We start from the raw sequence: 14,604 nt of genomic DNA on the forward strand, positions 1-14,604 counted from the left end.
AAGTGCAACATCTACTCGTTGAAAGCGAGGCGCATTCTAAGCAGAGCCCCCTCTACTGTCAACTATTAATTTAAAATTATAGTCTTTTTTTTATAAGAACACAGTCAAGTGTTTAGTATTCCATCAACTTGACTAAAATTTGTGTTATCAAGCGCTTAGCGTTAGCACAATATCTATCGTATAGCTTTTTAAATAAGTCTCTAACGCCTTGGTAAGCTAATAGATATTTACGACTACCACTATACCATTGAACAAGCGCTCTGACATTATTGTTACTTTATTTTTTAGCTAATTAGCGGTATTGTTAGCACTTCCCTATTTGTTCGAAAGTCATATATGCCGTTAAACAAGCTAAATATAGTTGCAATTGGTGGTGGTCACGGCCTTGGTCGAGTACTTTCCACCCTTTCATTTTTAGAAAATCAATTAACAGGTATAGTGACCACTACAGATAACGGCGGATCCACAGGCAGACTTAGAAAACGCACTAGTTCAATTGCATGGGGAGATTTACGTAATTGTTTAACCCAGTTAGTCGACAATAACTCTATTGGCAGTCAATTATTTGATTTTCGCTTTGAAGGTGAAGATGAATTAGGCGGTCATAATCTTGGTAACTTAATTTTATACGGCTTAGGAAAAATCCAATCTAGGCCTTTAGATTCGATAAAATTAGTTCGAAGAATATTACGTGTAAAAACACCAGTATTACCTATGTCAGAAACCCCTACCGATTTAATGGCATTTTACCCTGAGGGTCGTTGTCGTGTTGGAGAGCTTTCCGTAGACAAAATGCCTGTAATGCCGGAAAAACTGATGTTAGCTCCCCTAGTAAAAACTTTAGAGGTAGCTAAAAAAGCAATTTTAAAAGCAGACTTGATTATTTTAGGGCCTGGCAGTTTTTTAACCAGTGTAATACCACCTTTATTAATTCGTGATATTGTTAATGCGATTAATGAAAGTAATGGACACTGCGTATTTATTGATAATATTGTTGAAGAAGACAGTCCTGCTGGCAAATTAACGCTCGATGAAAAGTTAACTTGGATTAAAAATAATATTGGTTGCTTACCCATAGACTCTGCAATTTGCCATAGTAGAAAAGTAACATCGAATATATTGCCTGTGATAAATTGTGATCTCGCAAATGAAAAGATTTCACATTATCATGATAGTGAAAAGTTAATTAAAGCTCTTGAATTATGTATAACCAATGCACAACTTCAACATTTCCCTGATATAGTCAATAAATAGTAAACAAACATTATCAATACGTTACTTAATTATCTGCTTTATTACTGCTACATAACTCGCAATCTCACATATTTACACCATAATTAAAGGGTGAATAGTCCCATTTATATTGATATGTGGAGGTTTTATGTCTCAATCACTTACAGAGCAACGCATTGAATGTCCCCATTGCGGGCATCACCTGTTTGTAGCCTTAGACACATCAGAAGGTGATCAGGATTATTACGAAGAGTGCCCATCTTGTTGTAAAGACATTCATTTAAATATGCATATCGACGATTACCATCAAAAGATTCAATTAGCTATTGATAGTGATGACGAACAAATTTTCTAATATCTATATCCTTATGGATATTCTGCTTAATATTTTGTGTGTTTTAAAATAAAGTCGACAAACCTTTGCACGCTACAATTAAATCTATATGATCACGGCTTATCTTTTTTAGTATAAATTGTTAGAGCTTCATGATCGTTAGCGCATTCCTTAAAGACACCAAGAGTTTAATGAAACTCGCCTACCCCATTTTAATCGCCCAGCTTATTCAAAATTTAATGGGATTTGCAGATACGGTAATGGCTGGTCGTGTTAGTGCAACTGATATGGCAGCGGTCGCTGTAGCAAGCAGTATTTGGTTACCGTTAATATTAACCATTTATGGGGTAATTATGGCACTAGCCAGTATTGTATCTCAACTTGCCGGGGCCAAAAAATTTAACGATATAGCAAATCAAACATTTCAGACCGCATGGATTGCATTATTCCTTGGGGTCAGCATTATTGGCTTATTTTATATCCTCTCTCCCATATTATTTGAAAAGGTAGGTTTAGAATCAGATCTTAAAATTCTCATGTTTGATTACCTTGGTTACATTGTCTGGGGTGGACCAGGTTTTTGTTTATACGTTGTCTTAAGAAATTATGCGGAAGGTTTATCCCACACTAAACCAACAATGATTATCAGTATTATTGGCTTACTTATAAATATCCCTGCTAATTATATTTTCATATATGGGGAATTTGGTGCGCCCGCATTAGGTGGTGCTGGCTGTGGTTTAGCGACAGCAATTGTATATTGGGCAATGTTTGTTGGCATGCTTATTTACGGTCTTACCACAAAAAAATTAAAGCATGCTCCATTACTTGGCAAAATATACTGGCCTGACATCAATGCAATAAAAGCGATTTTAGTCCTTGGTGTGCCAATTGCGATGTCACTACTGTTTGAAGTGAGCTTATTTTCAGTTGTCGCTATATTGCTTGCTCCTTTTGGCTCTGAGATCGTTGCAAGCCATCAAATAGCCATAAACTTCTCTGGACTGGTCTTTATGGTTCCCTTAAGTATTGCCATGGCTGTCACCATAAAAGTAGGCTTTGCTGTAGGTAATAAAGATTTAAATGCAGCAAAAGCCCTCTGCAAGCATTCTGTTATCCTTGGTTTACTGATAGCTGTTCTTACCGCAGCATTATCCCTCACCTTTAGGGAACAAATAGCGACTATCTATTCAACCGATACAAAGGTAGTTGAACTAGCCGCTAGCTTAATGTTTTTAGCCGCCCTATTTCAGTTTTCAGATGCCATTCAAGTGATATCGGCTGGTGCCTTACGTGGCTATCAAGATACCAAGTCCATTTTATATATTACTTTTTGTTCATATTGGATCATTGGCTTAGGTATTGGTTTAATTTTAGGATTAACAGATTGGTTCATAGAGCCTATTGGCCCTTATGGCTTTTGGATTGGTTTTATTTCGGGATTAACCAGCGCGGCTATCTTTTTAGCATGGCGGTTAAAAGTAGTACAAACAAGGCTTGAAAAAGCGCTAGTTGCATTATAAATAACCAATTAAATGGATATTTTAAATAATTTAACGAAACAACTTGCAACTCTTTTTTCAGATAGCTAACATAGCGCTCCGTTGATTGTTTCAACATTGATTACCCGATATTTTTATATAAATCAGTAGTTATGAATAATGTTTTACCTAGCTTTATTCATTGTGAAAATAGGTACTATGGGAGTGTAGCTCAGTTGGTTAGAGCGCTTCGTTGACATCGAAGAGGTCGCTGATTCGAATTCAGTCACACCCACCACATTAAAAAAGGCAGCCTTATTGGGCTGCCTTTTAGCTTTTATAGCAACGCTAAATACTAATTTACGTAATTAAAAACGCTTGAAGCACGTATATCTGATAAAGAAGAACCCAACATAACTTCAAACTCTCCGTTTTCAGCTAGCCAGTTATTAGTATTTATATCCCAAAACGAAAGATCACGTTTATTTAATGTTATTAAAACTGTTTTGCTTTCGTTTGGCTCGAGAAACACTTTAGTAAAGCCTTTTAATTCTTTAATAGGACGCTCAACACTTGCCTCTTTATCATGCAAATAGAGTTGTACTACCTCAGAACCAGCAACTTTACCAATATTTGTGATAGTAATTGAAACCGTTAACAATTCATCTTTGTGTAATGTTTCGCTGGATAATTTCATATCTGAAAAGTTAAATTGGGTATAAGACAAACCGTGCCCGAAAGGAAATAAAGGGGTGATTTTTTGCTGCTCAAACCAACGATATCCAATAAAGACTCCTTCTTTATACAATGATTCAGTTGCGTTGTAATCATCTAGCGCTATAGCGGCAACATCTTCAAGTTTTTCAGGTAAGGTAATAGGCATTTTTCCACTTGGGTTTATATCACCAAACAATATGTCAGAAAAAGCATGTCCTGCTTCCATTCCACCATACCAGCCCCAAACAATAGCATTAGCTTGTTTAGCCCATGGCATTTCTACAGCAGATCCTGCGACTAAAAACACAACCGTATTAGGGTTTGCTTTAATTAACTTAGCTATAATTTCATCTTGGCTATTGGGTAATTTCATATCAGGGCGGTCTATTGATTCTCGATCATCACCATGACTTAATCCGCCAAAATATATTACAGCATCAGCTTGAGTTGCCGCGGCTAAATATTCTTTTTCATCGGTAAATAAATTACCTGGGGCATCCCAACCTAAAGTGAAATATTGGTTACCCTCATAATTAATCTCAAACGCATAGACCTCATTCTCAGTTAATGAAATATCAAAACTAGCAGGCTTTAGCTCAACATTTTGATCCTTGTTACCTTTAAGTGAAATAACAACGTTATCGTTAATTTTAAGTTCAAAATCTCCCAAGCTATCTACTTTTAAAGTATGAATACCGCTTTTTAGTGGCTTTATATCTGCACTCATTTTTATAAATTGTTTTTTCTGGCTTTGGTTTTCTTTAGCTAATTTATTTACATTAAACGCTGAATCAACAATCCAAGATTCAGAAAGCAGCTCTTTATAGGTATTATCAGAGAAATAGCTAATATTCCATGCCGCAGTCCCTGTCCAATGACGGCTTGCCACATAATCACTCGCTATTGGCGCTAAAACACTACTACGAGCTCGCATTACTTGAATATTAACATCATCACCAAGCTTAGCCTTTAAGCCTGCTAGTGGCGTAATTTCATATAAAGACTTAACTTCTGAAGAGCCACCACCTGTGCCATGCTTTTTATCAGCATTAGGACCTAACACTAGAATATTTTTAATTGCTTTTTGATTCAAAGGTAGCACAGGCTTCCCGTCAACTACTTCATTTTTCAGTAATACAACACCCTCTGTTGCTATTTTTCTGGCAATTTTTTGATGTTTTTTGGTGTTTCTTTCTCCTTTAAGACGATTATCATCATATAGTCCTACACGTTGTTGTAACCGAAGAATTCGTCGAACTTTATCATCTAACACAGATACTGGTATCTTGCCTTCTTCTATCATTTTCTGTAGAGGCTTAGCTAAAAAGTAGTCGTCATAGTTATCTACATTGGTGCCCATTTCCAAATCTAATCCATTCATTGCAGCATCATATGTATTAATATCAACATTCCAGTCCGTTAAAAGCACACCATCAAAGCCCCACTCACCTTTTAAAATATCCATAACTAAATGTTTACTTTGATTCGCATTCGTACCGTAATATTCATTATAGGCCCCCATCAAGCTGTAAACTCCACCTTCTTTAACCGCAGCTTCAAATATGGGTAAATATACTTCTCGTAAAGTACGCTCATCAGGCTTGGCATTAACACCTGTTCGATTAAGTTCTTGAGTATTTAAAGCATAATGCTTTGCATTAGCTGATACATCATTCGCTTGAATTGCTTTAACGGTTGGGACGACTAATTTTGCTCCTAAAAAGGGATCTTCTCCCATATACTCAAAATTACGTCCATAAAGTGGTAATCGCGCTAAATTCACTCCAGGCCCAAGTATAATATCTTTACCTCTATCTCTGGCTTCAGCACCTAAAACACTGCCATGTAAATGTGCCATTTCTATATCCCAACTAGCGGCAACAGACGTTAAATGAGGTAAATAAGTCGAATGGTCATCAGTCCAACCAGCTGAATCCCAGCTATGTCGTTCAATTTGATGTCGAACGCCATGAGGACCATCCGAAAGCCACATTTCAGGAATTCCAAGACGTTCAATAGCGTTAACATGAAATTTACCGCTGGCATGAGTCAACGATATCTTTTCCTCTAACGTCATTTGTTCAAGCAAACGCTCAACATTCTCTTCAATATTTATTCTTTTATTGACTGCGGCTGTAGTGTTAATGGTTTTCTCATTAGCTATATCATTATTTACTGTCAGTGGTTTTTCACCACAAGCACTAAGTAATATAGCCCCTGTTAATAAACTAATTTTATGAAATGACATAAAGTTTAATATCCTTTATTTTAAATTTTTAATGAGTATATATTTGTCAAAAACGTCAGCCGTTTTATAACCTAGATTTTTATCTCCATTGTGCGCAATGATGTTAGCCGAACCAATAAAATGCTCTCTTTCTTTACTGCCATCGTTATCGCAATAAGCCAACATAAATCCGATATTTTTACCTTCAATTAATTGCTGAGGTTTTATCGTTTTTCTATTTGAGTGACGATAAGAATCATCAAAAACCTTCAAAGCCACTTCCCAAGTTATTTTATAAGGGGAAGTACTACTTCTTTTCCAAACACTGTTTAGATGATCGTTCAATAAAATAAAATTTTCTTTTTTACCGTCTAATAATTCGCCAATATCAACAGCTTGATTGTCTAACGCAATATGATAGGCAAAAGCATTAAAGTTATACTGATGATCGCCACCTGATGCATCTTCATCAATAAACACTTCTAAACAATCGTCATCCCAGTATTTAAACAATGGATCTGGATGTTGATCAAATAAAATATCATCGGTTATTTCAGCTAAAATATAGAGGTAATTTCTATCCCACAACAACTTAAACCTACCAGTAAAATCTTCACTTGACGGGGCTTCCCCCAACATAAGTTGGTTCATAGGTTGCCAATTCGCTTTTTGCCACTCAGTTTCTTGTACACCATCAATACTAATTTCATTATCTGCATGATAAATATATTTTTTAGCCAATACTTTCGATGGTAGTATACCAACGAGTAAAAAAATAATAGGGAATGTGACAGCCAATATTTTCATTTAGAATTATCCTTTCGTACTATATTAATAATAGAGTGAGCAAGCCTGTTAACAGATAAGGACACATCAAGAGTGACAATATCCTTTTCTGTATCTAAAGGGAGTTCTAGCGTATCAAATTGACTTGCTAATAAGGCTTTATTAGCAAAGTGGTTTTGACGTGCTTCTAATCTTTTTGCGATGAGTGATTCACATCCATTAAGTAAGATAAATGTCGAAGAAAAACCTAAAGTACGAAAAGGTTTACGATACATTGCTTTAAGGCCAGAAAATGCCAATACTACAGATGTTTGACTTTGCTGATATTGAATCAATGAAAAACACAGACTTTCTATCCATGGTTTTCTCATTTCATCTGTAAGGGGAATATTTTGACTCATACATTGTTTTGCTTCTGGCGTATGAAAATCATCAGCATCCAGAAAAGTAAAATCTAGACCTGATGCTACTTGTAGTGCAACTGTTGATTTACCACTACCACTAACCCCCATTACAATAATTAACCTCGGCTTAGTCTCATGAAATAATTTATTTTGATGGGCACTACGTTTTACATTATCACTCATGCTAATCATCTTCTTTTCTGGGAAGTTTAATGTATAGTTTATTAGTTTTATCGTTCTCAATATTTGATAAAATAGTGCCGTTAATTCTATTACCATTATGAATGACTTCTATCGCATCAATATCAGCCGCCGTTATATAAAACTCAAACGATATTCCACGTATTATTCGCGTACCCTTTATTGATGATAATTTTTTAGGTAACTGTGGACTCACATAAATTTTATCCCCTTTTGCGGTAATACCACATAAATGTTCAACCAAGCAGCGGTAAAACCATGCGATAGTCCCCGTATTAAACAAATGACTGGAGCGACCCGCTTGCTCAGGAAACTGATGATATGCACCGCGATAATAGTTAGGAATAAATAACGGTAATTGACCCGTTTTAAGTGCTGTTTCACTCGAAGGTACCATTAATTTTAATAAATCGAAGGCCTGATCAATTTTATTAATTTTCAATAAACTATAAATATAAAATATGGCCGCATGGTTATACACTGAACCATTTTCCGACACACCTGGATGTTTTTGAGTTAAGCGGCCAATGTCTTCTCTCATTGCCGTATAACTAGGAGCTAGCATCATCATGCCAAATGGGGTCGATAATTGTTCCTTTACGCTAGAAATTAACTTTTCTGTTTGTTCATCATCAGCACAGTTAGATAAAATAGCCCAACTTTGAGGGTTTAGATAAATACGGCCTTCACTATCGTTATGACCACCAAACACCACATTGTTATCTGTAATACCTCGTGCATACCAATGCCCATCCCAAAAATGTTTATTAACAGCCGCTATCATTGCTTTTTCAGCAAATAAATATTCACGATATTTGTCTATATCAATGTTTAGATTATATTGCTCACAAATTTCGCACCAAGATCTCACAGCATAAATAGTGGCTAGTGAAAGCCAACTTGACACACCTTTACCTTTGTAGCCCACCATGTTCATGGGGTCACACCAATCACCTTGTTCAATAAAACTAAGCCCTCGATGATCAGTCGCATTAAGCAAATAGTCTAACGCCAATTCAATATGTTCAATAAAGGACCGTGTTTGAGTTATGTCATTAAAAGGAATTTGTTCATGTAGAAGTGACTTATCCCCTGTTTCGCTTAAATAAACAGATAAACAAATAGGCAACCAGACACCATGGTCTGCATGAGGGACTTGATTAATATATTTTAGTTCTGCCTTCTCGTGTAATAAAATACCATCAGGCATTGCGCCATTGCTATGTTGCTGAGATAACGCGGTAATAAATGCTAAGCGTGCTTTATTCGGCTGTATAAAACACATTCCCATAGCATCTTGAATATAATTTCGTGTTTGCGGGTCTGTACTTAATCGATTTACATCACCATGATAAAACATCTGACGTGGTAACCAATGATTAACAAACTCATCAAACTCAACATCTCCTGTTTCTAAGTGTAAACAACCATTTCCCTGATTAAGATATTTAATATATTGCTTGGCGTGAAAATCTAAATTTCTGCCACCAAAATACTTTTCTCTCATTTGCTGAATAGCTAATTCAGTAGATGCTGGACCAAATAGAAATTCATATTCAACTTTCCTACCACTAACAAGTTTTTCACGAAATTGCATTACCGCCGTTGGTTGTTGATAGATCGCTTCTATATTTCCTAATGTTTTATCTTGTATAGCATCAGGATTATGTAAACCGCCTTCTCCTTCGAAAAATTGTTGGTTACAATGCCAAGAGTCAGGCTTTTTATTAGACGCTAAAAAGGTTTTATCTTTAAGGTTTTTATTTTCAAAATACTGCTCGACTTTTTGATAAGGGGTCACAGAATCAGCAACAATGGCATTTAGCTCAGAATTAAAGCTTGCTGATTGGTTCATCCAAGACATATAACCTATAGAAAAATAAGGATAAACACTGATTATTCGAAATTCTTTTGATAAATTCTCAACTGTCAAAGACCAACGTTCAACTACATCTTCTGCGGTTAACGTTACAATTATAGTGATATTCAATTGTAAATGAGAAATCTGCCATTTAATTTCATTACTACTTGCAATGAATTGGTAAGAGTCCACTTTAACGCGCATAGGTTCATGAGGCGCCGAAAATAATTCTCCGGTAGCTTCATCTTTTATATAAAAAAAACGTCCTGGGTGATGGGCAAAATAATTATGCTCGGGTTGAATAAAAGTCTTTGCTTCAATATTAGGTGCATAAGAATATTTTGCAGGCTCAGGTTGCATATGCTGAGCAACCACGTAACCACGACAATTAGCTTGAAGCAACATCTGAGGATTCCATAAGAATGCACAAGCATTGGGCATTGACAACGGGCTATTTAGTACGACTTTTGACAAGTGAGAATCATTCGCTTGTTGCACATTATAATTGACATTATCAGTCATTATCATGCCCTCCATCTGCTGATGACTTTTTAGATGCCAGCTCAAATTGTACTTTTAACAATTCTGCATCAGAAAGCGGATATAGCCTAATCAAAAACACAGCTAAAAAAGCAAAAGCAGCTGGGATAAAGGTCATTAATAACAAAATACCTTGTTGCGAATCACCTGTTTGCACTTGATTAGCTACATATCCCATTGAAGCAAGCAACCAACCAATCATTGCACCAGCAAAAGCACCACCAAGCTTTTGAGCAAATGCAGCGGCTGAAAAAATCATAGCTGTTGCCCTCCTACCGGTTTTCCATTCAGAATAGTCTGCTGAGTCAGCATACATAGAAAATACTAAAGGTGATTTTGGTCCTAAAGCAAAGCCTATAGCTATTTGTAAGATAAACATCAAAGCAATATTATCTTTCGGGATAAAATAAAAGGCAGCTGATAACACCGCAACAATACCCATTAAACAAAGCAATAATTTTCTCTTATCAAAGAACTTTGTCATTATGGGAGTCGCAGCGGCCCCTAACATTAACGCCAGCATATAGACCATAGAAAAGCTACCAATCAAGTCTTCACGCTCTGCGTAATATTTAAAATAAAAAGTACCAGTACTTGCCCGCAAAGATATGGTCATCATGATGACCAGTGCTAATACAAATAATACAATCCATGGTTTATTTTTTGTTAAGTCTTTTAAGTCTTGAATAACAGAGGTTTGTTGATTTTTGGGTGGCGATATACGCTCTTTAGTTGAAAAGAATGTGAAGATAAATAAACCAGCAGCTACAAGACCATAAAGCCCCATCGTGTATTGCCAACCAGCCGCAGTATCTCCCTGTCCTAACGCTACTACCAGTTCAGGTGTTAAGTAAGCAACTAAACTCCCCCCAGAAAAAGCACCAATAAAGCGAAAACTCGTTAAAGTGGTTCGTTGTTGAGAGTTGCCAGTGATGACGCCTAGTAAAGCACCGTAAGGGACATTAATAAAGGTATAAGCCAACATCATGAAGATGTACGTTGCATAAGCCCAAATTATTTTCCCATTATCATCTAAATCAGGAACAGTGAAAGTTAATACTCCTGCAGCCACAATAGGTATGATCCCCCATAGTAAATAAGGTCTGAATTTACCAAAACGGGTTTGTGTTCTATCAGCAAGTGCTCCCATTAACGGATCAGAAAAAGCATCAATTAGCCGTGTAACTAACATCATGGTTCCCACAGTAGCTGCAGAGATCCCAAATACATCGGTATAAAAAATAAAAAGAAAAACATCAAATACACGCCAATAAAAATTCGAAGCGACATCACCACAGGCGTAGCCTATTTTTTCTTTTAATGTTAACTGCTTATTGAATGTAGATTTTTCCATAAGAATTCTCATTGATCTCATTATTATTATAATTTACAAGGCAAACATCTTTATAACTTATCACTAAAGCAAAAATGTAAGCGCTTTCAATACTAACTAATATAACTCATATTTTTCAATGTTTATTTCAAATACAATTAGAATAAAAGCTCTATATGCAATAATTACAAATTATTCATAAGACAAAATAACCCTATATAAAACATGAGTTTATACTGTTTTTATTGATATTACCCCTTATGAATTTAGAAATAATTTTAATTTTATTAACGAAAAAAGTTGACGTGTACAAACATTGAGCATAACGTATTGTAAGCGCTTTCAATTTAGGTTAATCATATTTGGTTAACTATTTTTTTTAAATATAATGTAAGCGCTTACAGAGATAATTATAAAAACTTATAAAATACGAAATATTGAAAATCGAGGGAGAATCCAATGAATAATAAGTCCTTTAAAAAAACTAAATTAGTGACTAGTTTGTCCATTATATTAGGCACTATGCCTATGGCAGCTATTCATGCAGAAGAAGCATCAGCAGAAAAAGAAATAGAAGTTATTCAAGTAACAGGTATACGTGGTAGTACACAAGCAAGTATTAATGCGAAACGTTTTGCTTCATCACAAGTTGATACTATTTCTGCAGAAGATATAGGTAAACTTCCAGATGTCACAATTACAGATTCATTACAACGTATTACAGGTGTACAAATTGAACGTGTTGCAGGTGAAGGTGGCCCTGTTCAAATACGTGGACTTCCTCAAATTGGTACAACAATGAATGGTGAAACCTTTTTAAGTGCCACAACTATCGATACTTCAGGTGCTGATTTTGGTGATTTACCCGCACAACTTTTCTCCGGAGTTGAAGTGTATAAATCAGCGCAATCTAAAAATACCGCTTCAGGTATAGCCGGTGCTATTGACTTAAAAACTCGTCGTCCATTCGATCTAGAAAAAGGCTTTACATTTGCCGGTGGTGCTGAATTAATTCGTGGTTCAATCAGTGACACAAACGATACCAATATTAATGGATTATTTAATTATAATGCGGATAATTTTGGCTTTTTAGTAGCAGCTGTAACCACAGATGTTACTTTAGCTACAGATTATAATGGTCATAACGATACTTCTGAAAATGGTGGTATCGGCTGGACGAGTAATTCTCATGCTTGGGGAGCTGGAACTCCTGGTGCAGATCACTACATTGTACCCCATGGTTTTACCGCCTTTAATAAGCAAGAAGAGCGTGAACGTGATGCACTTCAATTGTCATTTCAAGCGGATCTAGGAGATGGCTTTGAAATAGTTGCTGACTATTTTTATACCTCACAAGATCGCTTTAACAACCGCCGAGGCTTTAACCATAACTCTCGCTGGCAGGGTTACGCTGATTATGCCATCCCTACTTCATATACTGGCGACTCTTACGTTGATGCTGATGGCGTAACGTGGAATGGTGTTGATGCTTATGAAATAGCTCCTTATCGTTTACAAACATTTACCCAAGTAAACGTTAACGAAGAAATTTCTCACAATTTTAACTTAGAACTTAATTATGACAATGGCGGCGCGTTAACGGGTCAAGTTCGTGCCACACGCTCTAAAGCCACTGCAAAAATGCGCCATGCCTATGGCGAAGGTGATATTTTAAGTATTGATTCAGGCTCAATAGTTACAGGTCCTGGTAATTTAACCCCTGCTCAATATTGTAATAATGGTGAAGAGATCATTGGCGATCTAGGTGGTTGTATGGGTACTTTCTCTCAAGGTATCCAAGATAGTGACTTCTTATTAACTTATGATGCATCAGGCACTCACCCAGCCTTTGGTGGATTTGATCAAATGGTTGATGGTGGCAAAGGTGTACGTTCAGTAGCTGATTATATGGCTGACCTTGACTCTTATCACATTGGCGCATTTTCATCTGAAGGTAATACTGACGATGAAGGTACAATCAATACGTTTAGTACCAAGTGGAACTATGCTTTAGAAGACCATGCTTTTATTACAAGTATTGATTTTGGTATTCGTTTTATGGAACGTGAAGTTGATCATGACCAATTTACCTATACTTCTGAATTTGGTGATGGTTGTGATATCGCTCAATGGAAAGCAGTAGATCAAAACTATACAGAAAGTACATGTCAAGATACAGCAGGCGCTGGTGAAATGGTAAATGGCACATGGACACCATATACCTTGCTTAACCCTACTCGCTTAGATCAACACACTTCTGTTTCATGGCAAACTGATTTTGGTGGTGTAACAGGTATACCGGGACTATGGTCTATAGACCCAGAAAACTTCCGTGACCCACGTCAATGGCATTTAGATACTTTTGGCAATGTACAACGCACTGAAAATGGTGGTCGTACTTATGATGTTGCTTTAGATGAAACTTCTGCGTTTGCTCAAATTAATTTTGAATATGAAAACCTAAGCGGTAACGTAGGTATGAAAGTAATTAAATCAGATCTATACGTTAAACAAAACTTAGTAGGACCTAACTTACCACATTCAGGATTAGGTCCGGATATTGGTGATGCGGTAACAGATAGAAGCTTTACTGATTATTTACCTTCATTAAACGTTGCTTATAAAGCCTCAGAAGAAATCGTATTACGTGGTGCCTATTCTAAAAATATGCAAGCATTAAACCTTGCTCAATGGGGTGACGGTAAATCTGTTGGTTTAATTTTTGACAACGATTGTAATTGTATGCGTGTTGTCAACGGTACTTTAAACGGTAACCCAGAGTTAAATCCATGGCGTTCAACAAACTATTCACTTTCTGCAGAATACTATGCAGGTGAAGCATCAATGGCGTATGTTGCAACCTATAAAATCGATATTGAAAGCTTTACGCAAAGTGACACTATTATGGTTGATGAGCCTGATTCAGATGGTGTGAGTCGTGGACCATGGCCGTTTACTGCTAACGTACAAGGTGCTGGTGGTAACGTAACGGGTTACGAAATCGGTGGTAAACTTGCTTTGAGTGATGTTGTTGATTCTGACAGTATTTTTGCTAACTTTGGTATAGATGCTAACTACACTTACAGTGATAGCTCACAAGAAAGTAAAGACATTTATGGTAAAGACTTACCATTTGAAGGAATGTCAAAAGACACGTACAACTTTGTACTTTGGTATGAACAAGAAGAATTTTCTACTCGTTTAGCATGGAACTCTCGTAGCCCACGCTTAATTACCAATGGTACAGCTGATACTGGTGGCCAATCATTATACCAAGATGATTATTCACAACTTGATATTAGCGCCACTTATAATGTAAATGAGAACGTAAGCGTTTATATTAATGGCTCAAATATTTTGGAAGAGTTTCAACAAACCTATATTGAATTCTCTGATCAAAAAGCGTTCCAAAATATATATGAAGCTCGCTGGACGCTTGGCGCTCGCGTTAGTTTCTAAGTTATGTTTACTGTTGTAATATAAACAG

9 protein-coding genes and 1 tRNA gene are annotated in these 14,604 nt (G+C 36.4%); 5 read left to right on the forward strand and 5 right to left on the reverse strand.

Annotation, left to right across the window (positions count from 1 at the left end; genetic code table 11):
- The first annotated feature begins 336 nt into the window (after positions 1 to 336).
- The 4 genes from IE155_RS04970 (at position 337) to IE155_RS04985 (ending at position 3,346) form a co-directional block, all read left to right on the forward strand.
- Positions 337 to 1,254: a gluconeogenesis factor YvcK family protein gene (locus tag IE155_RS04970; protein WP_189376996.1), complete on the forward strand. Its 918-nt coding sequence runs from the start codon at positions 337 to 339 to the stop codon at positions 1,252 to 1,254.
- A 127-nt stretch (positions 1,255 to 1,381) separates the two neighbouring features.
- Positions 1,382 to 1,588, forward strand: a complete 207-nt coding sequence (locus IE155_RS04975; RefSeq protein ID WP_189376997.1) for a CPXCG motif-containing cysteine-rich protein — start codon at positions 1,382 to 1,384, stop codon at positions 1,586 to 1,588.
- A 131-nt stretch (positions 1,589 to 1,719) separates the two neighbouring features.
- Positions 1,720 to 3,090 (forward strand): MATE family efflux transporter, encoded by a 1,371-nt coding sequence (locus IE155_RS04980; protein ID WP_189376998.1) that lies wholly within the window; start codon positions 1,720 to 1,722, stop codon positions 3,088 to 3,090.
- Between the two features lie 179 nt (positions 3,091 to 3,269).
- A tRNA-Val gene (locus IE155_RS04985) sits at positions 3,270 to 3,346 on the forward strand.
- 57 nt (positions 3,347 to 3,403) lie between these two features.
- Here IE155_RS04985 and IE155_RS04990 read toward each other — a convergent pair.
- Genes IE155_RS04990 through IE155_RS05010 form a run of 5 tightly spaced genes read right to left on the reverse strand, consistent with a single transcriptional unit; the run spans position 3,404 to position 11,138 of the window.
- Positions 3,404 to 6,013 carry a beta-glucosidase gene (locus tag IE155_RS04990; protein ID WP_189376999.1) on the reverse strand — a complete coding sequence of 870 codons (2,610 nt, stop codon included), beginning with the start codon at positions 6,011 to 6,013 and terminating at the stop codon, positions 3,404 to 3,406.
- A gap of 15 nt (positions 6,014 to 6,028) precedes the next feature.
- Complete coding sequence (locus tag IE155_RS04995; protein ID WP_189377000.1) at positions 6,029 to 6,799, reverse strand: sugar-binding protein; 771 nt, start codon at positions 6,797 to 6,799, stop codon at positions 6,029 to 6,031.
- Positions 6,796 to 7,365: a gluconokinase gene (locus tag IE155_RS05000; RefSeq protein ID WP_189377001.1), complete on the reverse strand. Its 570-nt coding sequence runs from the start codon at positions 7,363 to 7,365 to the stop codon at positions 6,796 to 6,798. Before IE155_RS05000 ends, IE155_RS04995 begins: the two co-directional genes overlap by 4 nt.
- Position 7,366: 1 nt before the next feature.
- On the reverse strand, positions 7,367 to 9,766 hold the full coding sequence (locus IE155_RS05005; RefSeq protein ID WP_189377002.1) for a GH36-type glycosyl hydrolase domain-containing protein: 2,400 nt from the start codon (positions 9,764 to 9,766) through the stop codon (positions 7,367 to 7,369).
- On the reverse strand, positions 9,759 to 11,138 hold the full coding sequence (locus IE155_RS05010) for an MFS transporter (RefSeq protein ID WP_229817040.1): 1,380 nt from the start codon (positions 11,136 to 11,138) through the stop codon (positions 9,759 to 9,761). The genes IE155_RS05005 and IE155_RS05010 overlap by 8 nt, the downstream gene beginning before the upstream one ends.
- 438 nt (positions 11,139 to 11,576) lie before the next feature.
- Here IE155_RS05010 and IE155_RS05015 point away from each other — a divergent pair, with 438 nt between their 5' ends.
- Complete coding sequence (locus IE155_RS05015; protein ID WP_189377004.1) at positions 11,577 to 14,576, forward strand: TonB-dependent receptor; 3,000 nt, start codon at positions 11,577 to 11,579, stop codon at positions 14,574 to 14,576.
- Positions 14,577 to 14,604 lie beyond the last annotated feature (28 nt).

The organism is Thalassotalea profundi (assembly GCF_014653195.1).
Lineage (GTDB): Bacteria > Pseudomonadota > Gammaproteobacteria > Enterobacterales > Alteromonadaceae > Thalassotalea_B > Thalassotalea_B profundi.

Bases quoted from the DNA above. Each gene is read 5' to 3' on its own strand.
- IE155_RS04970 (WP_189376996.1), top strand. From the start codon at position 337: ATGCCGTTAAACAAGCTAAATATAGTTGCAATTGGTGGTGGTCACGGC.
- IE155_RS04975 (WP_189376997.1), top strand. From the start codon at position 1,382: ATGTCTCAATCACTTACAGAGCAACGCATTGAATGTCCCCATTGCGGG.
- IE155_RS04980 (WP_189376998.1), top strand. From the start codon at position 1,720: ATGATCGTTAGCGCATTCCTTAAAGACACCAAGAGTTTAATGAAACTC.
- IE155_RS04990 (WP_189376999.1), bottom strand. From the start codon at position 6,013: ATGTCATTTCATAAAATTAGTTTATTAACAGGGGCTATATTACTTAGT.
- IE155_RS04995 (WP_189377000.1), bottom strand. From the start codon at position 6,799: ATGAAAATATTGGCTGTCACATTCCCTATTATTTTTTTACTCGTTGGT.
- IE155_RS05000 (WP_189377001.1), bottom strand. From the start codon at position 7,365: ATGAGTGATAATGTAAAACGTAGTGCCCATCAAAATAAATTATTTCAT.
- IE155_RS05005 (WP_189377002.1), bottom strand. From the start codon at position 9,766: ATGACTGATAATGTCAATTATAATGTGCAACAAGCGAATGATTCTCAC.
- IE155_RS05010 (WP_229817040.1), bottom strand. From the start codon at position 11,138: ATGGAAAAATCTACATTCAATAAGCAGTTAACATTAAAAGAAAAAATA.
- IE155_RS05015 (WP_189377004.1), top strand. From the start codon at position 11,577: ATGAATAATAAGTCCTTTAAAAAAACTAAATTAGTGACTAGTTTGTCC.